The sequence below is a fragment of the Enterococcus sp. 9D6_DIV0238 genome, from assembly GCF_002174455.2.
GTDB classification, from domain to species: Bacteria; Bacillota; Bacilli; order Lactobacillales; family Enterococcaceae; genus Enterococcus_L; species Enterococcus_L dunnyi.
Map to the genome: position 1 here is coordinate 2718945 of NZ_CP147246.1, position 23953 is coordinate 2742897.

Annotated in this window: 23 protein-coding genes and 1 pseudogene; 15 read left to right on the forward strand and 9 right to left on the reverse strand. The window is 37.3% G+C overall.

The features are described 5' to 3' along the window. Positions 1-49: 49 nt before the first annotated feature. Positions 50-643, reverse strand: coding sequence for a TVP38/TMEM64 family protein (locus A5889_RS12735; RefSeq protein WP_087642246.1), 594 nt, complete (start codon positions 641-643; stop codon positions 50-52). Between the two features lie 20 nt (positions 644-663). Beyond that, the gene (locus A5889_RS12740) at positions 664-3231 is read right to left on the reverse strand and encodes a YfhO family protein (protein ID WP_087642247.1); all 2568 of its coding nucleotides are present in this window, start codon (positions 3229-3231) and stop codon (positions 664-666) included. A gap of 365 nt (positions 3232-3596) precedes the next feature. On the opposite strand from A5889_RS12740, the gene A5889_RS12745 reads away from it, so the two are divergent. From A5889_RS12745 to A5889_RS12760, 4 genes are all read left to right on the forward strand, one after another. Further along, positions 3597-4898: a bifunctional folylpolyglutamate synthase/dihydrofolate synthase gene (locus A5889_RS12745; protein WP_087642248.1), complete on the forward strand. Its 1302-nt coding sequence runs from the start codon at positions 3597-3599 to the stop codon at positions 4896-4898. 54 nt (positions 4899-4952) lie between these two features. Further along, a complete protein-coding gene (locus A5889_RS12750) occupies positions 4953-5615 on the forward strand; it encodes an HAD family hydrolase (RefSeq protein WP_176372908.1) in 663 nt (220 codons plus the stop codon). A gap of 54 nt (positions 5616-5669) precedes the next feature. Next, the gene (gene radC, locus A5889_RS12755) at positions 5670-6371 is read left to right on the forward strand and encodes a RadC family protein (RefSeq protein WP_087642250.1); all 702 of its coding nucleotides are present in this window, start codon (positions 5670-5672) and stop codon (positions 6369-6371) included. Positions 6372-6517: 146 nt separating this feature from the next. After that, positions 6518-6718 carry a cold-shock protein gene (locus A5889_RS12760; protein WP_069636133.1) on the forward strand — a complete coding sequence of 67 codons (201 nt, stop codon included), beginning with the start codon at positions 6518-6520 and terminating at the stop codon, positions 6716-6718. Between the two features lie 378 nt (positions 6719-7096). Here the strand turns inward: A5889_RS12760 and A5889_RS12765 are convergent, their stop codons facing one another. Beyond that, positions 7097-7246: a hypothetical protein gene (locus tag A5889_RS12765; RefSeq protein WP_087642251.1), complete on the reverse strand. Its 150-nt coding sequence runs from the start codon at positions 7244-7246 to the stop codon at positions 7097-7099. Between the two features lie 168 nt (positions 7247-7414). On the opposite strand from A5889_RS12765, the gene A5889_RS12770 reads away from it, so the two are divergent. Beyond that, entirely contained in the window at positions 7415-7864 is a 450-nt protein-coding gene (locus A5889_RS12770) for a universal stress protein (protein WP_087642252.1), read from the forward strand. A gap of 147 nt (positions 7865-8011) precedes the next feature. Here the strand turns inward: A5889_RS12770 and rnjA are convergent, their stop codons facing one another. The 3 genes from rnjA to A5889_RS12785 all read right to left on the reverse strand — a co-directional run bounded on the left by rnjA (position 8012) and on the right by A5889_RS12785 (position 10576). Beyond that, positions 8012-9682: a ribonuclease J1 gene (gene rnjA, locus A5889_RS12775; RefSeq protein ID WP_087642253.1), complete on the reverse strand. Its 1671-nt coding sequence runs from the start codon at positions 9680-9682 to the stop codon at positions 8012-8014. 1 nt (position 9683) lies between these two features. Continuing rightward, a complete protein-coding gene (locus A5889_RS12780; RefSeq protein ID WP_010770914.1) occupies positions 9684-9896 on the reverse strand; it encodes a DNA-directed RNA polymerase subunit epsilon in 213 nt (70 codons plus the stop codon). A 287-nt stretch (positions 9897-10183) separates the two neighbouring features. Then, on the reverse strand, positions 10184-10576 hold the full coding sequence (locus A5889_RS12785) for a YbaN family protein (RefSeq protein WP_087642315.1): 393 nt from the start codon (positions 10574-10576) through the stop codon (positions 10184-10186). A 190-nt stretch (positions 10577-10766) separates the two neighbouring features. On the opposite strand from A5889_RS12785, the gene A5889_RS12790 reads away from it, so the two are divergent. The 6 genes and pseudogenes from A5889_RS12790 to A5889_RS12815 form a co-directional block, all read left to right on the forward strand. Continuing rightward, positions 10767-12497, forward strand: a complete 1731-nt coding sequence (locus A5889_RS12790) for an ABC transporter ATP-binding protein (RefSeq protein WP_087642254.1) — start codon at positions 10767-10769, stop codon at positions 12495-12497. Further along, positions 12494-14260, forward strand: coding sequence for a multidrug efflux ABC transporter subunit EfrB (efrB, locus tag A5889_RS12795; protein ID WP_087642255.1), 1767 nt, complete (start codon positions 12494-12496; stop codon positions 14258-14260). Before A5889_RS12790 ends, efrB begins: the two co-directional genes overlap by 4 nt. A gap of 116 nt (positions 14261-14376) precedes the next feature. Further along, complete coding sequence (locus tag A5889_RS12800; RefSeq protein WP_087642256.1) at positions 14377-14868, forward strand: gamma carbonic anhydrase family protein; 492 nt, start codon at positions 14377-14379, stop codon at positions 14866-14868. A 15-nt stretch (positions 14869-14883) separates the two neighbouring features. Then, a complete protein-coding gene (gene wecB, locus A5889_RS12805; RefSeq protein WP_087642257.1) occupies positions 14884-16029 on the forward strand; it encodes a non-hydrolyzing UDP-N-acetylglucosamine 2-epimerase in 1146 nt (381 codons plus the stop codon). A gap of 35 nt (positions 16030-16064) precedes the next feature. Further along, on the forward strand, positions 16065-16418 hold the full coding sequence (locus A5889_RS12810) for an iron-sulfur cluster biosynthesis family protein (RefSeq protein WP_087642258.1): 354 nt from the start codon (positions 16065-16067) through the stop codon (positions 16416-16418). Further along, positions 16415-16555: pseudogene (locus A5889_RS12815) on the forward strand (DUF3788 domain-containing protein); the annotation flags it as partial. The gene A5889_RS12810 and the pseudogene A5889_RS12815, both read left to right, overlap by 4 nt. A gap of 121 nt (positions 16556-16676) precedes the next feature. Here A5889_RS12815 and A5889_RS12820 read toward each other — a convergent pair. Continuing rightward, positions 16677-17297 (reverse strand): flavin reductase family protein, encoded by a 621-nt coding sequence (locus A5889_RS12820; RefSeq protein ID WP_087642260.1) that lies wholly within the window; start codon positions 17295-17297, stop codon positions 16677-16679. A gap of 21 nt (positions 17298-17318) precedes the next feature. After that, positions 17319-18290 (reverse strand): ring-cleaving dioxygenase, encoded by a 972-nt coding sequence (locus A5889_RS12825; RefSeq protein WP_087642261.1) that lies wholly within the window; start codon positions 18288-18290, stop codon positions 17319-17321. A 162-nt stretch (positions 18291-18452) separates the two neighbouring features. Here A5889_RS12825 and A5889_RS12830 point away from each other — a divergent pair, with 162 nt between their 5' ends. Further along, the gene (locus tag A5889_RS12830) at positions 18453-19322 is read left to right on the forward strand and encodes an SPFH domain-containing protein (protein WP_087642262.1); all 870 of its coding nucleotides are present in this window, start codon (positions 18453-18455) and stop codon (positions 19320-19322) included. A 17-nt stretch (positions 19323-19339) separates the two neighbouring features. Then, a complete protein-coding gene (locus tag A5889_RS12835) occupies positions 19340-19993 on the forward strand; it encodes an HAD family hydrolase (RefSeq protein ID WP_087642263.1) in 654 nt (217 codons plus the stop codon). Positions 19994-20099: 106 nt separating this feature from the next. Here A5889_RS12835 and A5889_RS12840 read toward each other — a convergent pair whose 3' ends face one another. Then, a complete protein-coding gene (locus A5889_RS12840; protein ID WP_087642264.1) occupies positions 20100-20603 on the reverse strand; it encodes a cupin domain-containing protein in 504 nt (167 codons plus the stop codon). A 360-nt stretch (positions 20604-20963) separates the two neighbouring features. Between A5889_RS12840 and nox the strand changes: the two genes are divergently transcribed. Continuing rightward, a complete protein-coding gene (gene nox / locus A5889_RS12845) occupies positions 20964-22301 on the forward strand; it encodes a H2O-forming NADH oxidase (protein ID WP_087642265.1) in 1338 nt (445 codons plus the stop codon). Between the two features lie 473 nt (positions 22302-22774). Continuing rightward, the gene (gene mltG / locus A5889_RS12850; RefSeq protein WP_422389718.1) at positions 22775-23941 is read left to right on the forward strand and encodes an endolytic transglycosylase MltG; all 1167 of its coding nucleotides are present in this window, start codon (positions 22775-22777) and stop codon (positions 23939-23941) included. The last annotated feature ends 12 nt before the right edge of the window (positions 23942-23953 follow it).

Consider the following 23953-nt stretch of genomic DNA (forward strand, 5'->3'; position numbering starts at 1 on the left):
TTTAAAAAGGACTGGGGTGTAACTCGTAGAGTTATGTCCCAGTCCCTTTTTAGCGTATCAAGAATCGATTGAATAAAAATAATATAGCGTACCCATAAGTAGCTACAGACCAAAATTTGAAAATCAACAGAATTTTCATATACTCTTTAAATGGCAACTCAGTTAATCCAGCAACTAAACAGACCAAATCATCTGGTGCAAAAGGAACTAACAACGTTAAGATCATAAGTTTTTTGATCCCTTTTTCAGGACGGTCGACCATTCGTTCAAATTTGAGGTAACGTTTTTTTGATAAAATCAATCGTACAAAGGATTTGCCGTAATAGCGAGCAAGCCAGTAAACAATGATTTCTCCAATGATCAAACCAATATAGCTATAAAACAATCCTTGAAGATTACCAAACATCAGCATACCGACAACTGTGGAAATTCCACCAGGAAGAATCGGGACAATGACTTGAAGGATTTGTAAAAAAATGAAAATAAACACAGCATATTCACCAAACTGATCGATAAACGTTTGAAGTGACTGAACAGAACGAAAAATTCCTATAGAATAGCCATAAATTACTAAAGCTGTAAAGCATAGAACTCCTAGAATCGGCAATACATAAATGATTCGCTTTAAAAACGTTCTCTCCATACTGGAAATTCCTCTCTTACTCAAGCTGATTTTTTCTTTGAAATTCTTTTGAACAGTTGATAAAAGAATACGCCTAAAAGTACAGAAATGCTAATGAAAGTACCTATGATCAAATTCTTCTGATAATAACGCATACTGATTTTGTGTGTACCTGATGGTAGTTCTATTCCAGTGAAATTGCCTAAAATACGGTGACTGTCCACTTTTTTTCCGTCAACTGTTATTTTCCAATCTTTATCATAAGGAATGGACAGATAAAGTAATGATGAATCATCTTTTTCCACAGTTATCGTACCAGTTAATACACCAGAAGTATGTCTGGTAAGCTGAAGTGCTTGTTCTTTTTGTTGTGCCACTAAAGAATCAAACTGTGACTGAGACAATGTTTTCAGGTCGATCGTATCTTTTTTTAGTGTTTTTTCCGTTTCTAATTGCAATTGTACGATCTCATTTTTCTTATAATAACCTAAATTGAAAATTTGATTCGTTGCAATATAGATAGAGGGTTCGATTTTTTTCCCATTTACCTTGAAAGAGGTAATTTTCTTCCAATTGATATCAGGAATATAAAGGTATAATTCACCATTAGCAGTTGTTTTTACTGTCAACGTATAATTATTCTCAGATTGAACGGACCAAAATGTTTTTTCGGCAGATTGAAAGTAATTGGACTGTTTTTTTCTGATACTTTGTAAAATTGTTTCTTGGTTTTTTAGCGGTTGATTCTTGGTAAGTTTGATAGAGTCAAATTCGTTTGGCACTAGAAAGCCCATGCCGATCGCTTCAGCATTTTGATAAACGTGAGTCGAAGGATCTCTGGAGATATCTTCTTGATTCGCTTTTTTATCGGGTGTCACTTGATAGCCAACGTTCAATAATAGATTGATCACATTTGATTCATCGACATAAGCGATTCTTCGATCATTTTTTTGATAGAGTCCTAGTTCCTGCAATGTTTTTTGAGTCTTAGCTTCTAAAGTCGATGTATAACTTGAAACACCAGCGTAGCCATAAAAAAGTGGGTTGTTGTACCCGTTATTTTTTTCTTGATACCCAGCATCTTTAGAATTGATCGTTTGTTTGATACGAGATAAACCAGACTGCTTATTTTCTAAATCTGAAATGATTTCATTTTGAATTTTTGCTGTTTTACTAAACGTTTCTTGGTTTCCAAAAGGAATATCCTTGAAGCTGATCCAAAAATTGAAACTCAATTCAAAACTGACAACTAGGCACATTATAATAAATGCACTTGTTTTTTTTCTACCATTATTTCGCTGAATGAATGTGATTAATCCATAAATGATCCAAATGCTGAACAAACTAAAAAGATAGTAGTGATCTTCAAGTAAAAAATCTCTGTGATTTGAAAACTTCAAAGAGATATATCCGATAATCAATAAAGCTGAAAAAACACTAGGAACGATGATCCTTAATTTCTCTCCTTTTTTTAATTCCAGAAAGGCTTCATAAGCAAATTTGATGATCAAAAAGCTAAAGATAAATGTATTTCGATATGGAAAACCTGCTGGACTTTGGAACATATGCCAAATGGTATTGACTAACTCCAGCCAAAAACTAAGGAAAATGAACCCTACCAAAGCTGCAGCTCCAAGCTTTTCCTTTTTGGATATCGTACTAAGCTGGAAATAGGCAAGAAAAAGCAAGACCATCAATATGCCTGAGAAGACAGTTGGTAAGTGATCTAAACGTGTATCAAAATTGACATTGCCTAAACCAAATTGTGAAAGAACATCGGGACCAAATTTGGGCTTAGGTAAAAAAGTTTGCCACTCAAAGTTTGTTTTATTCGTCGAAAGCATTCCTTCCACCGCGGGAATCAGGATGAAACTAGTACTGATCCCGGTAAAGAAAGAAGTCACAAAGAATAAACGACCTTCTTTGATGAAATGCCAAAGTGATTTTTTCTCAGAAACAGATGATTTTTGATAGTACCAATAAAGGCTATAACAAACAGCGAAAATGCAAAGCATATAGCCCATATAATAATTGGTGACAATGGAGAAAAAGAGAACGCTGGCATACAACCAATATTTCTTCTTGTCCCATAATCGCTGAATACCTAATACAAGAAGTGGTAGCAGGATCAAAGCATCCAGCCACATGAAATTCAAACTATAAACAGTCACAAAGCCGCATAAGCTATAAGAAGTTGAAAATAATAGGGTAGCTGTGGATGCTTGTGAATATGTTTTATTAAGGTAATAGAACATTGAAGTTCCCATGAAAGAAATCTTCAATGTGATGATCAATAAAATCACGATCGGCAGTTGATCATAAGGAAATAATAACACCAGAAAATTGAAAGGACTTAACAAATAATAAGCAGTCAACGGTAGAATAGTTCCGCCAAGAGCATCTGAAAATGAATAGAGAGAATAGGAATCTCCTTGGAAAAATTGTTTGAACGCACTTAAAAAAGGCATATATTGTGTTCCTAAATCGCTGACTAATAAATTATTATTTCCAAAAGGCGCTAGATTTAAGCAAGACCAAAGAATGATCAGCAGGAAAAATGGAAATAGAAAGCTTCCGCTTAGTAAAAAATACTTTTTTCTTTTCGACATGGTTCATAATACTCCTTTATACTAATGATTTATCGCTGTTTTAGGATAAAGGTTCAATCAATCAAAAAAATCAAACGAACTACCTGCAACAAAGCTATGAAATAAAAAAAGATTGGACAAGACCTAAAAAATAAGTCTAGCATGAAACATAATAATGAGGCAAAATATTGCATCTCACTTTATACATATAGTCTTGTTTATTTTATCATAGCAGCCCACGATTTGACGTTGCCCCTCATTTTTTTACTCTTTTTTTAAAAAATGTCCAAGTTTTTGGACAAATTTGACTGTTTTCAGAATTAAAAACATTAATTAGTGAAAAGAAGGTAGCCTTTCGCTATAATGGAGAATGAGGAGTTGATATGATGACACTAACGATAGAAGAAGCAATTGAATGGATCCATAGTAGACTGCCATTTGGCTCAAGACCAGGACTTGATCGTGTCGAAGCTTTATTGACACGTGTCGGAAACCCAGAAGAAAAAGTCCCCACGATTCATATTGCCGGAACGAATGGAAAAGGCTCGACTGTTACATATCTACGTTGTATGTTAGAAGAGCTGGGCTTAAAGGTAGGTACATTTACCTCTCCTTACATTGAACATTTTAACGAACGGATAGCGATCAATGGACAAGGGATACCTGATCATCAAATCATAAAGTACGTAGAAAAATATCAGCCGCTGATCAAGGAAATGGATCAGGATGCTTCCGTATCAGGTATTACAGAATTCGAAACATTGACAGTAATGGCGCTGGATTATTTTTTAGATAAGCAAGTAGATATTGCGATTGTCGAAGTTGGATTAGGTGGATTATTAGATAGCACTAATATAGTAAAGCCGATCTTGACAGCAATTACGACGATCGGGAAAGATCACACTGAAATTTTAGGTGACACACTGGAAAAAATCGCCTTCCAAAAAGCAGGTATCATCAAAGAAAATATACCAGTCGTCACAGGTAACATTGAAGAAAATGCCTTAGCCGTTATTGAAGCAGAGGCTCACAAAAGACATAGTCGAATATATCGTTATAATCAAGACTATAAGGTCGATTACCTACATCCTGATAAAAGTTGGGGCGAAACATTTCATTTTTATGGAGACGCTGGCAAATTACCAAATATAAAAATTCCTTTACTAGGACGCCATCAAATAGAAAATGCTGCAGTTGCGATCCAATTGTTCTATTTATATTGTCAGTTGCGTCAGATCAATTTTAGAGATCGAGATGTGTATCAAGGACTTGCTAAGGCCCAATGGCCCGCTCGCATGGAAAAAATCAGCGATGAGCCGTTGATTATTTTAGATGGTGCTCATAATGATCATGCTGTTCGTCGTTTGGCGGACAATCTTAAAAAGGAATTTTCTGGTCGTGAGATACATATTCTTTTTTCCGCTCTTTCTACAAAGAATGTCGATCAGATGATCAGTATACTAAAACAAGTTCCGAATATTCATCTGTATTTGACGACTTTTGAATATCCAAAAGCCATTGATTTGACGAAAATGGAGCATCTTGAAGATCATAAGACCGAGATTGTTTCTTTATGGCAGTTTGGTTTAGGTGAAATTTTAGAAAAAATGTCTTCGGATGATGTTATGCTAGTGACAGGTTCACTTTACTTTGTTTCTCAGGTTCGTGAGTTATTACTAAACTTATAATTTAGCCAAAGGGAATCTTACAAAGATGACCTGATGCTTTTAATTTAGGAGGAAATGATGAGAAAGACAGATGGGATTATTTTTGATATGGATGGTTTGTTGTTTGACACAGAATTGATTTACTATCAATCAACGCAAAAAATTGCCGATGTGATGGAATTTCCGTATAGCAAAGAACTCTATTTAAAATTTTTGGGCGTATCAGATGAAGAGGTACAGGCAAATTATCATGAAATTTATAAAGAATTTGGTGAAGAGCGAGTAGCTGAGTTTATCGAACGTTCTTATGCAGATACGATCAAAGTGTTTGAATCTGGTGAAGTTCCATTAAAAGAAGGTGTTATAGAGTTACTGGATTATCTTGATGAACAAAAAATTCCAAGAATGGTTGCTTCAAGCAATGTCCGTCCAGCTATTGAGCTTTTATTAGATGGAGCAGGGATCAAAGAACGTTTTTCAGGAATTGTTTCTGCTGAAGATGTGACTCGTGCAAAACCAGATCCGGAAATCTTCCAAAAGGCATTAGCTTTTCTAGGAACAGAGGCTGAACATACGTTGATTTTTGAAGATTCATTCCATGGCGTAACAGCAGCTGCTGCAGCTGGTATACCTGTGATCATGGTACCAGATCTTTTACCGCCAACAGAAGAAATCAGAGAAAAAACGATTGAAATCTTTGAAAGCTTGACCCAAGCTCCTGACTTTTTGAAAAAATAATTTCTTCACTCCTTTGCGTATCTTATAGAGAGAAACGTATGAAGGAGTGATTTTTTGATTAAAGAAGAAAAGCTGTTTATCAGAGAGATGCCGGAAGACTGCCTTCCAAGAGAAAGATTAGAGGTTGTGGGAGAAAAGGCTTTATCAAATCAAGAACTATTAGCGATTTTATTAAGAACAGGTTCGAAAAGTATAAATGTCATGGAAGTTGCATCAAAGTTTTTGAATTATTTTCATCATCTTTATGAACTGAAAAATGCGACGATCACTGAAATGATGGAAATTAAAGGGATCGGCAAAATAAAGGCGATTGAATTAAGAGCGGCAATCGAATTTGGTTATCGCATTCAACAGAGCACACAAATGAAGCTGGGAAAAGTTTCGTCAAGCTATCAGATTGCCCAAAATCTGATGTATGAATTACAAGATTTTCAGCAGGAGCATCTCGTCTGTTTATATTTGAATACAAAGAATGAAGTCATAAAACAAGAAACTGTTTTTAAAGGATCATTGAATCAAAGTGTGGCTCATCCAAGAGAAATCTTTCGTAGTGCTGTGAAATATTCTGCCGCGCGTCTGATTCTTGCCCACAATCACCCAAGTGGTAATCCGGTTCCTTCTGAAAGTGATGTTCATTTTACGCAAAGAATACAGGACTGTGGAAAAATGATGGGAATTGAAGTTCTTGATCATATCATCATTGGTGAGCAATCTTACATCAGTATGAGAGAAGAAAATTTTTTCAGTTCAGACTAATTAGATTTCTTGCAAAAATAAGGCTTCGCATGTACAATGGATGTGTAATCTTGTTTGGGGCATATAGAAGTTTTTATTAAAAAACCCTCTATCGTACACGGGCAATGTTACAATATTTAGTGCTTAAGCACGAGGAGGAACAAAGAATGGAACAAGGAACAGTAAAATGGTTTAATGCAGAAAAAGGGTTTGGATTTATCTCTCGCGAAGACGGAAGCGATGTATTCGTACACTTCTCAGCTATCCAAGGAGACGGATTCAAAACTTTAGAAGAAGGTCAATCAGTAAGCTTCGACGTTGAAGATTCAGATCGTGGACCTCAAGCAGTTAACGTAGAAAAAAACTAATTCATCCATTCCAAAACATCTGACGAAAGTCGGATGTTTTTTTGCTGTGAAACACTGCGACTGCTGCGCAGAGCAGATGTTGAACAGTACTAGGCGAGCGAAGAGAGCGTAGTTACCCTACTAGTGAAACACCTGGAGAAATTCAATCAAAATGAGGATATGAGAAGATAAGTACACCTAAGCATAAGGAAGTAGTTCAAAGCAGATGTTGAGTTAATAGCCTGCCATCGATAAGATAAAAAAGCCAATACTTTTCAACATAAACAAAAACAGAGAAATCAATTTTTGGACAAACAAAAAAGGCATCCGTGATTATTTATCCACTAGATGCCTTTAAATCGTATTAGAACTTGAATCGCTCATTTAGGTTGTAACTCCTTAAATAGATTTTTTCAATTTCTTTACTGCTTGTGTAATCGTGATACCATAAGCAACATTTGCTTGGTTATTTGCATCGATAGCCATAAACAAATTTTTCTCTGTATCAAGCGCTACACGGTATTTTAATACTTTATTACCAAATGTCATAGTTGATTCTCCTTTCGTAGTTCTTTGAAAGGCAACGATATCTGATAACGAAATTCCACGGTTACTATATCATGATTTATCAAAGCTGTAAAGAGAAAAGTTTCAATTCTTTTGTTGAAAGCGTTTTTTCGTTGTATAATAGAGATACAACCAAAGGAGGTTTTTATCATGAGCGAATCGTACAAAAATATTTTAGTTGCTGTGGATGGTTCAGAACAAGCTGAGAAAGCATTTGAAGAAGCAATCAAGATAGCCAAACGAAACAATGCTGCACTACATGTTTTATATGTGATTGAAGAAATGGGAAACTATTTTGGCGAGTTAACGATGTCGATGGGCACAATGATGGAAGAACTTCGAGTAAAAGAAGAAGAAGAAATGAAAAAAAGAAAAGAGAAAGCTCTAGATGCTGGTGTGTTCAATGTATTGACTTATGTGATGTACGGGTATCCTAAAACATTGATTGCTGATTTTTCAGAATCTGAAGAACCGATTGACTTAATTGTCATCGGTCGAACTGGTTTGAACGGCTTCCAAAGAATGATGGTAGGATCAACAACGTCTTATGTTGTCAATCACACCAAAGCCAACGTACTGGTGGTCAATCATACAATGTAAATAACCTGGAAAAAGATGAACAATCGGCAAGTTATCTACTTTCTTACAAATATTTGAAGATACAGTAAGAACTGAAAATTAAATAAGACTAATAAAAAAAGGTCCGTTTGGAATTATTCCAAACGGACCCTTTTGTTGTCATATTGATTACGATGTCATGATCATCGGTAAAATCATTGGGTGTCGTTCTGTTTTTTCAAATAAGAATGGCTGTAAGGCTGCTGAAATTGCATCACACAATTTTGCTTCTGTACAATTCTCATCACGAAGCGCTTCACGAATTGCATTAAACAATAAACGCTGACCTTCATGGATCATTTCCCCAGATTCTCTCATGTAGACAAAACCACGTGATAGGATGTCTGGACCAGCTAATATTTCTTTATTTTTGATATCAACTGTAGCAACAGCTAGAACAAGCCCTTCTTCGGAAAGGATACGGCGGTCACGCAATACAACGTTTCCGATATCTCCTACGCCATTGCCGTCGACATAAACATCATTGGCATTAAAGTGACCAGCAATACGCGCATTATCAGCTGTCAAAGCCAAGACATCTCCATTTTCCATGATAAAGCAATTCTCCGATGGAACGCCTACATCCTGAGCAAGTGATGCATGGATCTTTAGCATTCTAAATTCACCGTGAACGGGAACAAAATACTTAGGCTTCATCAAACGCAGCATCAATTTTTGCTCTTCTTGTCCACCATGACCAGAAGTATGGATATTATTGATTTTTCCATGGATCACTTCAGCACCAGCTTCTGAAAGCAGATTGATCAAGCGGTTGACACTTGTTGTATTTCCTGGAATTGGAGAGCTTGAAAAAATAACTGTATCTCCAGGTTGAATAGAAATTTGACGGTGAGTACCATTAGCAATACGACTTAGTGCAGCCATCGGTTCACCTTGAGAACCTGTACATAAAATCATCGTCTCTCCAGCAGGAAGCTGATTCAGCTCAGATGCATCGACAAATGTTCCTTTAGGCACATTGATATAACCCAGCTGTTCGCCATTAACGATTGCATTTTCCATGCTTCGACCAAAGACGGCAATTTTACGTCCGGTCTTGACAGCTGCATCTGCAGCTTGTTGAAGACGAAAAATATTTGAAGCAAAACTGGCAAAAATGATTCGTCCTTCTATTTTTTCAAATATTTTCAAAATAGAAGAGCCAATGGTTTTTTCTGATTTTGTAAAGGTTGGAATTTCAGCATTGGTACTATCCGATAATAGACACAATACGCCTTCTTCTCCTAATTTGGCCATACGATGAAGATTTGCAGGCTCACCGACAGGCGTGAAGTCAAACTTGAAATCTCCTGTAGCAACGACATTGCCCGAAGGTGTTTTAACGACAACACCTAAAGCGTCTGGGATACTGTGCGTCGTACGGAAAAAACTGATAGACGTTTTACGAAAACGGATTACTGTATCTTCATTGATTTCGTGTAGATCAGCATCTCGTAATAACCCGTGCTCATCCAATTTATTAGTGATCAAAGCTAACGCCAATGGACCAGCATAAATTGGGATGTTCGCCTGGCGTAAAAGAAACGGTACGCCTCCAATATGATCTTCGTGTCCATGCGTGATGATCAGCGCTTTAACTTTGTGCAGGTTTTGGACGATATAGCTGTAATCAGGAATAACATAATCGATCCCTAAAAGATCATCTTCCGGAAATTTGATTCCGGCATCAATAATAATGATCTCATCTTGGAATTGAACCCCATAAGTGTTCTTTCCGATTTCGCCCAAACCACCGATTGCAAAAACGCCGGTTTCATTATTTTTAATATTTACTTTCATATTAAAACTCCGTTAATGAGAATTCCGCATGCTCTTGTTCATAAGCTAAATGATTTTCATCAAGTGCTTGGATGTACTCAATATTGTATGGGGTATTTTCTTCTACTTGCTGACGCACGATAACGTCATTTTCAGCTTCAACATAGATTGATTTTGTATCTTCTCTTTTTGGATTGCGTGTTTTTGTTTCTTGATAATAAACTTTATAGATCATAAGTATCTTCTCCTTTATCTGCCTCAGCAGTTGATTATGTATGTCTTATTTTTTACAGTAATTTTGAACACAACAAAACGAGGTGGCTGACCACCTTAAAAAAACAATTGCCACCAAAAACATTCGTTGATGATGTAATGAAGCCTCGACTTTGCTTCATTGTTCTTATTATGGAAATTATCTTTCTTTCAACCGTCCGTTGTGTTGTACTGAACAACAATTAATAAGTATTTTATCACAGAATAATAAATAAGTATAGAAACAGACTTACGACTTTAAAGAAAAACTTACGATCGTTCGGGCTTTTCTGTTTCTTTTCCGTTCTTTTTATTAAAGTATAGATTCAGTGCGATCAAGTGGACTACATAGACAAAGCTCAAAGTCATAGTCATAAAAGGATTGCGCACGATCAAGCAGGGAATCGCGAAAATAATGAATAAAGTTGTGAATAATTTTACTCGTCCTAGAGGAGTGATTTTCTTTTCCACGATCGATTCTTGAATATATTTTTGATAATAGCTAGAATTGATGAATCTTGTATATAATTTTTCTGAGCTGCGCATCCAGAAAAAGGCTGTTAGAAGGTAAAAGACGGTTGTCGGTAAAATGGGTAAAAAGATTCCTAGAGTACCTAAACCAAAAGTAAAACTGCCTAAAGAAATATAAAGAAATTTTTTCATTCGAATATGTCCATCGCTTTCATTAAATAATGTAAAAATCAAGGAATCATCATTATACCATAGCTGAGGCTGTTCTGTTTTTCCTACATATAATTCCATAAAAAATTTCACCTAAATATAATTTACCTACCCCTCATGTTTATGCTATAGTGGGAGTACTGGATCAAAAAATGAAAGAGGAGATGATTGATTGAAATTGATGTGGCGTTACACGATGAGATACAAGAAATTATTGTTTTTAGATTTCATTTGTGTGTTTGGATTTATTTTGATAGAGCTAGGCTTACCAACGATTTTAGCACGTATGATCGATGTTGGTATTAAAAATAACGACTATGATTATGTAAAGCAGCAAGGATTATTGATGATTGTGATCACCGTTATTGGGGTAGCGATGAATATCATGCTGGGATATTTCGGCGCTCGGATAACGACGAATATCGTTCGGGATATTCGCGATGATTTATTTGAAAAGGTACAGACTTTTTCCCATCGTGAATATGAAACGATCGGTGTTTCTTCTTTGATCACAAGAACAACGAATGATGCTTATCAAATCATGTTGTTTATGGGGAATATTTTACGTATCGGTTTTATGACGCCGATGATGTTTTTTGTCAGTTTGTTTATGGTCGTACGCACGAGCCCATCTTTAGGTTGGTTTGTATTGGGTGCTTTGCCATTTCTTTTGATCGCGGTTGTTTTGATTGCTAAAGTCTCTGAACCATTATCTAATAAGCAGCAAAAGAATCTTGATGGAATCAATGGTATTTTAAGAGAAAATCTTTCGGGCTTGCGGGTGATTCGGGCTTTTGTCAATGAGAAATTTGAGGAAAGCCGATTTAGTAAGGTCAATGAAGAGTATACAAAAAGCTCAAAAAGTCTGTTCCGTTTGATGGCAGCAGCGCAACCTGGCTTCTTTTTCTTATTCAATATCGTGATGGTATTGATCATTTGGAATGGTGCGCTTCAAATCGATCACGGCAGCTTATTAATAGGAGATCTAATTGCTTTTATCGAGTACATTTTCCATGCGTTGTTCTCATTTATGTTATTTGCAAGTGTGTTTATGATGTATCCGAGAGCTGCTGTATCTGCCCGTCGGATACAAGAAGCTTTTGATATGGAGCCTGTGATTCGTGAAAATGAAGCAGGTATCACAGAAACAGAAACAAAGGGCTACTTAGAATTTAAGAATGTAACATTTGCTTATCCAGGTCATTCTGAAAGTCCGGTGATCCGCAATGTGAGTTTTAAAGCTTCACCGGGTGAAACAGTTGCCTTTATTGGAAGTACCGGAAGCGGCAAATCAACATTGATCCAACTGATCCCACGCTTTTACGATGTATCAGAAGGCCAAGTGTTGCTTGATGGTATTGATGTACGTGAGTATAAGCTAAGTGCTTTAAGAAACAAGATCGGCTATATTCCGCAAAAAGCATTGCTGTTTACTGGAACGATCGCAGAAAATCTGCGGTATGGAAAAGAAGATGCGACGCTGGAAGAAATGGAACAGGCGGCAGATATTGCGCAAGCTTCAGAATTTATTTCGCAAAAACCAGATGGATATGATGAACTGCTTTCAGAAGGTGGAACAAACTTCTCTGGAGGACAAAAACAACGTTTAGCTATTGCTAGAGCAGTGATCCGTCGTCCAGAAGTCTATATTTTTGATGACAGCTTTTCCGCTTTAGATTATCAGACAGATGCTAATTTAAGAGCTCGATTAAAAAAAGAAACAAAAGAATCAACGGTCTTGATTGTTGCCCAGCGTGTGGGTACGATCATGCATGCCGATAAGATCATCGTTTTAAATGAAGGTGATGTAGTCGGTATCGGTACGCACCGAGAATTACTTGAGAATTGCCCGATCTATTATGATATTGCGGCTTCTCAATTGTCAGAGGAGGAATTAGCATGAAAAACGCATTCTCTTCTATAAAACGTTTAGGAAGGTACGTCAATCCTTACAAAGGAACGTTTATCTTAGTGATTATTTTTACGATCCTGACAGTTGCTTTTAATGCGGCGATGCCATATGTCTCTGGTTTGCCGATCACAGAAATCAGTAAAAACGTAGCAGCCGGTGAAGGGTTGAATTATCCATACATCATCCAATGCCTGATTTGGATTTTGATTGTTGGGATCGGTTATTGTGCGGCACAGTTTTTATCAGGGTATTTGATGGCATCCGTGGTTCAGCATTCGATGCGTGATCTGCGTACGGACATCGACGAAAAAATCAATCGTTTGCCTGTATCTTATTTTGATAAGAATCAACAAGGGAATATTTTATCTCGTGTAACAAATGACGTAGATGCAGTAAGTAACGCGATGCAACAAAGCTTTATCAATATTGTCTCTGCAGTATTGGGCATCGTAATGGCGATCGCAATGATGTTTTATATCAACTGGCTGATGGCAGTGATCTCTCTTGTGATGATTCCGTTATCACTATTTATTTCAAAAACGATCGTTGGATTTTCACAAAAATACTTCCAAGGGATGCAAAATGCCCTTGGTGATTTGAACGGATATGTTCAAGAAAATATGACTGGTTTTAGCGTATTGAAATTGTATGGCCGTGAAAAGGAAACATTGAATGGATTTAAAAAGGTCAACCACAATTTAAATAATTTTGGGTTTAAAGCATCGTTTATCTCTGGATTGATGTTGCCGCTTGTGCAAATGACTGCTTATGGAACGTATATCGGTATGGCTGTTTTAGGAAGTTACTACGTTATTACTGGTGTGATCGTTGTGGGGCAATTACAAGCCTTTATTCAATATATTTGGCAAGTAAGTCAGCCCATGGGGAACATCACCCAATTATCAGCAGCTTTGCAAAGCGCTTCGGCAGCAACGACACGAGTTTTTGAAATTTTAGATGAGCCGGAAGAAGAATTGAATGAACAAGATATTCCTTTACCAGCGGAGCTACATGGTTCTGTTCAGTTTGAAAATGTCAGCTTTAGCTATGATCCTGAAAAACCATTGATCAGAAATCTGAATTTTGAAGTAAAAGCTGGTCAAACAGTGGCGATTGTCGGACCTACAGGAGCAGGTAAAACAACATTGATCAATTTATTGATGCGTTTTTACGATGTAAATGAAGGAGCCATCAAAGTTGATGGGATCGATACGAAAACCATAAATCGAAGTGATGTTCGCTCTGTTTTCGGCATGGTTTTACAAGATGCTTGGCTATACGAAGGAACGATCGCGGATAATATTCGTTTTGGTAAATTGGATGCAACAGATTATGAAATCGTCGATGCAGCCAAAACGGCGAATGTAGATCATTTTATCCGTACGATGCCGGATGGTTACGATATGGAAATCAATTCTGAAGGCGATAATGTTTCACTCGGTCAAAAACAATTATTGACGATTGCCAGAGCTGTGATTTCTGATCCAAAAATCTTGATTTTAGATGAAGCAACGAGTTCTGTCGATACTCGATTGGAAGCTTTGATCCAAAAGGCAATGGATCGAGTAATGGAAGGACGGACAAGCTTTGTGATCGCCCATCGTTTATCAACGATCAGAGAAGCTGATTTGATTCTTGTGATGAATCAAGGAGAAATCATTGAAAAAGGCACACACAATGAACTGCTGCAGCAGGGCGGTTTTTATGAAAAACTTTATAACAGTCAGTTCGCTGAAGACGGCGATTACGATTAGTATCTACAAAAGGACATCAAATTCGGTGTCCTTTTTTTTCTTGATTTGAAGGAACGTATTGATCTTACTATTTCACAAAATTTGTTATACTAAAGATAATAAAAGAGGTGGATCAGATGACAAAAGAGTATTTTATTGCACCAAGTGCTGATGTATATGGAGAGGTTGAATTAGCCAAAGATGTTAGTATTTGGTTTCAAGCGGTACTAAGAGGAGATAATAATACGATTAAGATCGATACAGGAAGTAACGTTCAGGATGGTACGATCATCCATGTCGATGCGGACGCGGCGGTCACGATAGGCAAAAATGTAACAATCGGACATCAATGTATGCTCCACGGCTGTAGAATTGAAGACGGTGCGTTGATCGGTATGGCTTCAACAATCTTAAATCATGCAAAAATAGGTAAAAATAGTTTGATCGGAGCAGGTTCTCTAGTCACAGAAGAAGTTGAAATTCCAGAGAATGTGCTGGCCTTTGGGCGTCCAGCCAGAGTGATTCGACCGCTGACGAGAGAAGAGATTCGCAAAAATAAAGAAAATGCTCAACAGTATGTCGCACGCTCAAAAGAATTTCTTGAAGAAAAATATCCCCGTTTAACGTGAAAGGATGAATCGCTGATGAAAAAAATCAAAGTAATGACCGTATTCGGTACTAGACCAGAGGCTATTAAAATGGCTCCGCTGATTAAAGAATTAGAACAGCATCCAGAACAATTTGAGTCCGTAGTGACTGTTTCTGCGCAACATCGGCAAATGCTGGATCAAGTACTGGCTGATTTCCAGATCACACCCGATCATGATTTGGATATCATGAAAGCTGGACAAACACTCGCTGATATCACAAGTCAGGTTCTGACTAATTTGACCGATGTATTACAGACGGAAAAACCAGACATTGTATTGGTTCATGGGGATACAACGACATCATTTGCTGCTGCTTTATCTGCTTTTTATCATCAGATCAGGATCGGACATGTTGAAGCAGGATTACGTACGTGGGAAAAATATTCTCCGTTCCCAGAAGAATTGAATCGTCAGCTTGTAGATGATTTGACTGATATCTATTTTGCACCGACAATTGAAAGTAAAGAGAACTTATTGAAAGAGAATCACCCGGAAAAGCATATTTATGTAACCGGAAATACGGCGATCGATGCCATGGATTATACGATCACTGATGATTATCAGAATGAGGTTTTGGAAGCAATTGGGGAAAGCCAACGTTTGATTTTAATGACGATGCATCGACGTGAGAATCTAGGCATACCGATGGAACAAGTATTTAAAGCTGTTCATCAAATTGTTGAAGAAAATCCTGATATCGATGTGGTTTTTCCAATGCACAAAAATCCAAAAGTTCGTGAGGTTGCTGAAACTTACTTAGCCGGGCTAGACCGTGTTCACTTGATTGAACCACTGGATGTCGTTGATTTTCAAAATTTTGCAGCACGTAGCTATTTGATATTGACAGATTCTGGCGGTGTTCAAGAAGAAGCGCCATCTTTAGGGGTTCCTGTATTGGTTTTAAGAGATACAACAGAGCGCCCGGAAGGTGTCAAAGCAGGGACGTTGAGACTAGTCGGAACAGACCAACAAATCGTTTATGAAGCAGTCGCTGAGTTATTGACGAATGAATCGGCTTATAAAGAAATGGCTCATGCTGAAAATCCATACGGTGATGGTAAAGCAAGTCAGAGGATTCTTGAAGCAATCGCTTATGAGTTCCAACAAACAGAAAAGGCACCATCTGCCTTTCAAGCTTAAAAATCGTTAAATAAAATAGAGTAGGAGTGATCTATATGTACTTGAATATTAGTGAAGAAGCGAAACAAAAGTTGATGCCGTATGCGAAAAATAATGCAGTGATCGTTTTGGATTTAGATGATGGTGTTGGAAGATATTCAAAAATGGGTGTTTGTTCATTGGATACAAGTTTTCGGATTTTATTACTGGATCAAGCGCAGGATCGCTCAGATTTTAACGCTACGGTAGAATCAGATTTAGGAACAATTTACATCAAAGATTATTCTCATCGTTATTTGGATAAGGAAATGACCTTAGCAGTGGACCCTCGTTTACAGGTTTTAAAGCTAAATAGCTCCAGTGGGATTTTAGATGGAAATGTTCCAATCGTAGATTTAAGAGGAAAGTGAAAAAGTATGAGAGGTTGAGAAAGAAGTGTTTAATCCCGAGAAATAAGAAAGAATTCACGAAAATTGCTTTCCAAATTTTTGTGAATTCTTTCTTATTTCCGAAGGGATTGCTTCTGCTCTCACCGTTTATCCGGATTACAGGTGTACGGGATTTGACTCGCAGAGTTTTGTTCCAGACACTCTAAAATTTAATAAACGGAAATCAAAAGTCAGGTTATTCGCTAAGTTCCTAAAAATCGACTTTTGTCTCAGCTTCTTTTAATTCGGTCTTTTTAAATCAAACAGTCCATCGATATGAGCAAAAGTTGCACCTGCTAATCGTGCAAGCGGGTTGAATTTTTCAGGTAAAATATACTCATTTTCTTGATCGAAAATTTCTTCATCGAAATAAAAGTCAGTGATTTCAACGATGAACAAATCCGTAATGATCTGCTCTTGTTGATTTTTGATCGGAACATATTGATGCAGCCGAGCCTCCATTCGAAGCGGTGCTCCTTTGATACCTGGAACCTTAACAGAACGACTTTGAACAGTTTCGATCTGATTCAGGCTGATTTCACTTTGTTCAGGTGGCAATGGAGCAGAGGTTTGATTCATTTGTTCCACGTGTGCGTCATTGATTAAATGGATAACTAACTCTTTTGTATCCAGAATATTTCGAGCAGTATCCTTCATCTCAGTATTTTGTCTAAGAATGGATAGCGTTGCTAAGGGAATCTCAGAAGCTGCAGCATTGAAAAAACTGAAAGGCGCAGCATTGATCACCTGTGATTCATGATTCATAGATGTTACCCACGCGATCGGACGAGGGATGATACTGCCCGATAAAAATTTGTAACTCTGCTTTTTTGATAAATTTTTTGTTGAATAATGTAGCATTCTTTTTCTCCCATTCTTTTTTTAGCGCTGAATATTAGCCGAAGAAGTATCAAAAGGTCGAACATCTGCTTCGATTTCTTGTCGTTTACCTTCTAGAAAAGGTGGTAAAGATAGTTTTTCACCAGCAGATTCATAGGTTTCATCTTCTAAAAATCCTGGACCGTCAGTAGCTAATTCAAACAAGACCTGTGGAGCAGCTCTAAAGTAGTCAGATTTAAAATAGAAGCGTTCGACAAAGCCGGAGTTAGGGAAGCGCAGTTTAGCGATTTTATCGATCCAAAAACGTAATGTATCTTCATCTTCAACACGCAATGCCAGATGATGCACATTTCCGAAGCCTTCTTGTGCTTCTGGAAGATCCTCACGATGTTCAACGATAATGCTGGCACCATTTCCGCCTTCGCCTACTTCAAATAAGTGAAAACTTCCTTCCGCATCGACTAATTTAAATCCTAATACTTCAGCTAATACCAACTGCATATGCTCAAAATTCGTTACTGTCACAAAAACTGGACCTAAGCCGATCAAAGCATGTTCAGCAGGGACATCTGTTTTCTTCCAAGGAACACCAGCAGCCACGCCATGGTTTTGCTCATCTGAAATCAGTTGATAACGTTGATTGTCAAAATCCTCAAATTCTAGATATTTTTTCCCAAAACGTTCTTGAATTGGACCATGATCTATGTCGTGTTCATTAAAGCGATCGATCCAGTAGTCTAATGAAGCATCATTTTTTACACGAAAAGAAGTACGGGAAATAGTATTCGTTCCTTTTGTTCCTTTAGGTAGACCAGGAAAATCAAAAAAAGTCATGTCTGTACCAGCAGAGCCTAAATCATCTGCAAAAAATAAATGGTAGGTTTGAATGTCGTCTTGATTGACTGTCTTTTTGATCAAGCGTAACCCTAAGATATCCGTAAAGAACTGATAGATTTTTTCTGCACTAGATGTCATTGCAGTAACGTGATGAATGCCTTTGATAGTTGTATTCATGATAGAAACCTCCAAATGTTTTAAATAGTAAACTTACTAAAAGTAAGTTTACATTAAAATAGTTGATTTATCAACTACTTTGACTTTCTCTAACTATTGATAGAACCTTGAAAGAAGAGTAAGATGAGAATAATCATTCTATGAAGGAAAGTAGGGACAAAAATGGAAGAGAAAAAAACGTTTCATGTCAATGGATACATTGCTTTAGTTGTTTTGATTATCTTGATTGTGATCGGCGGTTATTGTTTTTATTTTGGGGTAACAGATGAAAGTATTGGAATGATCACAGTCAGTATTGTTTTGTGGGTGATTTCCGGATTATTCTTAAGCTCGTTGACGATCGTTAGCCCGAATCAAGCCAAAGCCATTTTATTTTTTGGACAGTATTTAGGAACGATCAAGGAAAACGGTCTATTTGTGACGACTCCTTTAACTCAAAAAATCAATGTTTCATTGAAGGTCAGAAATTTTAATAGTTCTCTGCTGAAAGTAAACGATTCAGATGGTAATCCAGTTGAAATTTCTGCAGTCATTGTTTTCAAAGTCGTCGATACAGCAAGAGCATTGTTTGATGTAGATCGTTATCAGGATTTTGTGGAAATTCAAAGTGAAACTGCGATTCGTCACATTGCGACACAATATCCATATGATACATTTAATGACGATGATTTGACCTTGAGAGGAAATACTAATGAGGTTTCAGAAGAACTAGCGAAAGAATTGCAAGAGCGTTTAGCAGTTGCTGGAGTTGAGGTGATTGAAACTCGCTTGAATCATCTGGCGTATGCGACTGAAATTGCTAGTGCGATGCTGCAAAGACAACAAGCGAAAGCTATTTTATCAGCACGCCAAACAATCGTTGAAGGTGCAGTGTCCATGACTCAGATGGCTTTAGAGCAAATTGAAGATGGACAGGAAATCAATTTTACCGACGATCGTAAGATTCAATTGATCAATAATTTATTAGTCTCAATCATTACTGATAAAGGCACTCAGCCTGTCATTAATACAGGCGATGTGACTGAGCGCTAAAGAAAGTGAGTTTTGCTATGAAGTACACGACGATTTTATTTGATTTAGATGGAACGATCACAGATTCAGGTGAAGGGATCATTAATTCTGTGAGCTATGCATTAGAAAAAATGAACTTACCTGTTCCAAATAAGGAGCAGCTCTATTCATTTATTGGACCACCACTGAATGATTCATTTCGTAAGCTGTATCAATTGGATGGATCAGCTATTGATCAAGCGGTGAACTACTATCGTGAAAATTATCAAGACAAGGGAATGTATGAAAACCATGTATATGAGGGTATAACAGTATTACTGGATGACTTGAAGACAGCCGGTTGTCAGTTGTATATTGCTACATCTAAACCAGAAGTGTATGCAAAACAAATTTTAGCTCATTTCGATTTGGATACCTATTTTGATGGTATCTATGGCGCAAGCTTAGATGGCGATCGTTCCAAAAAAGGGGACGTGATACGTTACGCCTTGTCATCTGCAAAGGTTACTTCATTAGAAAAAGCACTGATGATCGGTGATCGAAGTCATGATATCATTGGAGCGAAGGAAAATCAATTGGCTAGTGTAGGTGTGTTATACGGTTTTGGAGATCAGGACGAGCTAACAACTGCAGGAGCAGATTACCTTGCAGCAACTCCGAAAGAAATAGCAAACATTATTTTAGAAAAATAGAAAAAGAAGAGGCCGGGACAGAAGTGATCACTTCTGTCCCGGCCGTTTATTCGATTATGAAGAGCTTGAGGCATAACTAGGAAAGTTATGTCCCAAGCACTTTTTTTTAATCAGGTAAATGATCATAAGCTAGACGGTCAATAACCTTTTCATGTTCCGGATATAAAGATAAAAGCTGTCTTTTCGTAAACAATTCAAAGTCCTGATAATCAAATCCAGGTGAAACCATACAACTAACTAAAGCAAATGCTTGATCAGTGTCAACAGTCGAACCAAAAATCACATTTTTAGGAACAACAGCTTGTAATACCTCTCCAGCTTCCAAATCATTTCCTAATCGAATGATTTCATAGTGACCATCGGGGTAAAGCAAATGGATACTAAGGGGCGAACCCGCGTGATAGTACCAGACTTCATCAGATTTCAACCGATGAAAATGCGACGGATTTTCACTCGTTAAAAGAAAATAAATACTTGTATAATAGGGTCTAACTACTTTTTCAGATGTTTGAAGCGATTGATCACTACTTAATACTTGTTTGAAATAGCCTCCTTCTGAATGAGGTTCTAATTGTAGTTGTTCGATCCAATACTGTTGATCTTTTTTCATAAAATACCTCCAGCTTTCTTTTTTGATCAAATTTTATAGTATGATTGATGATTCAATCTTATCATGAAACATCATCGTATGGTTGCTTGAAAGTGATGCCTCGTTTCCTTTTTTATAAATAATGTAAATATTTAGCGGTAAGGAAATCGACATAGTTTCTACGCGAGTAGTCATTTTTTGTATTCCATCTACTTCTATTATAACGATATTTATTTATAAATCAGTCTTAAATTCTGAGTTTTTGATGAAAAAAATTAAATATTCTCAAATATTTTAGCCAAACGCTGATAAATTGAAAAAAAGAAAGCCTTTTCTTCGGTTATAATTAAGTTCAATAAATCACATTTAAAGGAGAGTCTTATGAGCAAAATAAAAACAGTTATCGTCGGTGCAAATCACGCAGGTATCGCTGCAGCAAACACGTTGTTGGATAATTACCCAGACCAAGAAGTTGTTATGATCGATCGAAATACGAATCTTAGTTACCTAGGGTGTGGGACAGCACTTTGGGTCGGACGTCAAATTGAATCATACGAAAATCTTTTTTATACGAATAAAGAAGCTTTTGAAGCAAAAGGCGCTAAAATCTATATGGAGACAACAGTTGAGCGGATCGATTTTGACAAAAAAATCGTTTGTTGTAAAAAACACGATGGAACAGAACTAACAGAATCCTATGATAAATTGATTTTAGCAACAGGTTCAGCACCGATCAATCCGGATATTCCTGGAAGAAATCTAAAAAATGTAGAATTTCTCAAACTTTTCCAAGATGGACAAACCGTTGATGCGGCAATGGCTAAAGCAGAAGTCAAAACAGTGGCAGTGATCGGTGCAGGCTATATCGGAGTTGAGATCGCCGAAGCAGCGAAACGCCGTGGGAAAAATGTCTTATTATTTGATGCGGCTGAAAGATGTTTGCCAAATTACTATGATAAATGGTTCACAGAAGACATGGATAAAGTGTTGGCAGATAATGGGATCGACCTTCATTATAATGAGTTAGCGAAAGAATACAAAGGCAGTGATCACGTCGAAACACTTGTCACAGATAAAGGAGAATATGCTGTTGATTTAGTGATCAATGCAATTGGTTTTAGACCAAATAATGGATTAGGCAAAGACCACTTAGAATTGTTTACTAATGGTGCATATCTAGTAGACCTTCACCAACAAACAAGTGATCCTGATGTTTATGCCGTAGGTGATTGTTCAACGATCTTCTCTAATGCAGTTCAACAAACGACCTATATCGCGCTTGCAACAAATGCTGTCCGTTCAGGTATCGTTGCTGCGCATAATGTCGGCGGAACAGCGCTGGAATCGATCGGTGTTCAGGGTTCAAATGGTATTTCTATTTTTGGCTATCATATGGTTTCGACTGGTTTGACTGTACAGGAATCAGAAAAACTAGGATTGAAAGTCAAACATACAGAATTTGAAGATTTACAAAAACCAGGCTTCATGAAAGAAAACAACTCTGTGAAAATCAGAATCGTTTATGAAGAAGAGTCTCGTAGGATCGTTGGCGCTCAAATGGCCTCTTACGAAGACATCTCGATGGGGATTCATATGTTCTCCTTGGCGATCGAAGAAAAAGTGACTATCGACAAATTAAAACTCTTAGATATCTTTTTCTTACCGCATTTTAATCAACCATATAACTACATTACGATGGCGGCGCTTAGCGCTGAGTAGTTATCTGATCAGAAAGCTTTGAACCGAATGTTTACAGGCATTTAAAGAGATTAAGGACGACTCACAGAGTTGTACCTTAGTCTCATTTTTTGAATGAAAAAAGTACAAGCAAATCTTACAAGTTGGTGACTTTTCTCTAAAAAAGTTTAAATTTAAAAAGCTTTCATGTATAATGGTAAAAGTTAAAGACGATACATAGAAAGTAAGGAGGATTTGTTTTGGCAGAAGATAACCAAAATAATCAAGATCATTCCAACTCTTCATTCAAAGATCAAGTGCTACGTTCTTTACGCGGCGAAGAGATCGGTAATGATGATTCAGCTTCCTTTGATCCTAACGCTAATCAACCACAGCATAATGAAGCAGAATATCATAAGACTGAACATACAGAGCAACATAATCATACAGAGGAGCCAACTGGCGTACCAGAGATCGAACCTGTCGGCTCAAGAAGTTCGGAACAACAAAAGCGAATCGATCAATCGAAATCGACAGATTCAGCACAATCTCAGGATGAAAAATCAAAAAAACGTACAAGGAAAAAAGAAGATCGAATCGTAGGGCGGATCGTGTTGATCGTAGCCTCAGTCTTGCTTTTAGTGATTGCGATTTTCGGTTTTACGTTTTATAAATATGTCACAACAGGCTTGGAGCCATTGAACAAAAAGGATTCCAAACTTGTGCAGGTTCACATCCCTGAAGACTCTTCTAATAAGAAGATCGCGAATATACTCGAAGAAAGCAAAGTCATCAAAAGTGGCATGGTATTCAATTATTATGCAAAATTCAAAAATCTGACTGACTTTCAAGCTGGTTACTATCAAATGTCGCCGGATATGACACTTGATGAAATCGGAGCACTTTTAAGAGAAGGCGGCACCGCAGAACCAACACAACTGGCAGACGGCAAGGTGACGATCCCGGAAGGTTTTGATATCGACAAGATCGGAGATGCCATCGAGAAAAATACAGACTTCAAAAAGGATCAGTTTATCGAATTGATGAAGAAGCAAGAATTTTTCGATGCGATGAACCAGAAGTATCCAGAATTACTAGGAAGTGCTGGAGAAGCAGCAGATGTTCGCTACCGTTTGGAAGGCTATTTGTTCCCAGCAACGTATGATTACTATAAAGATTCGAAGATCGAAGATTTTGTAGAGCAAATGATTGCAAAAACCAACAGTGTGATGGAAGGGTATCTTCCGATGGTGCATGCAAAAGGAATGACGATCCAGCAAGTCTTGACATTAGCATCTTTGGTTGAAAAAGAGGGTGTCAAAGAAGACGACCGCAAAAAAATTGCGCAGGTTTTCTTCAATAGAATTTCAGCAAATATGCCGCTGCAGTCCGATATCTCTATTTTATATGCTCTAGGAGAACATAAAGAATTAGTGACATATCAAGACTTAGAAGTTGATTCACCATATAACTTATACAAAAATACTGGTTATGGACCGGGACCTCTAGACAGTCCAAGTGAGCAGGCAATCAATGCTGTATTGAATCCAACACCGAATAATTACTTGTATTTTGTGGCAGATATTTCAACAGGAAATGTATATTTTGCTGAGACATATGAAGAGCATCAGGAATATGTAGAAAAATATGTAAACAATACTGACACTGAAAAAAGTGAATAATAGTTAAACGTG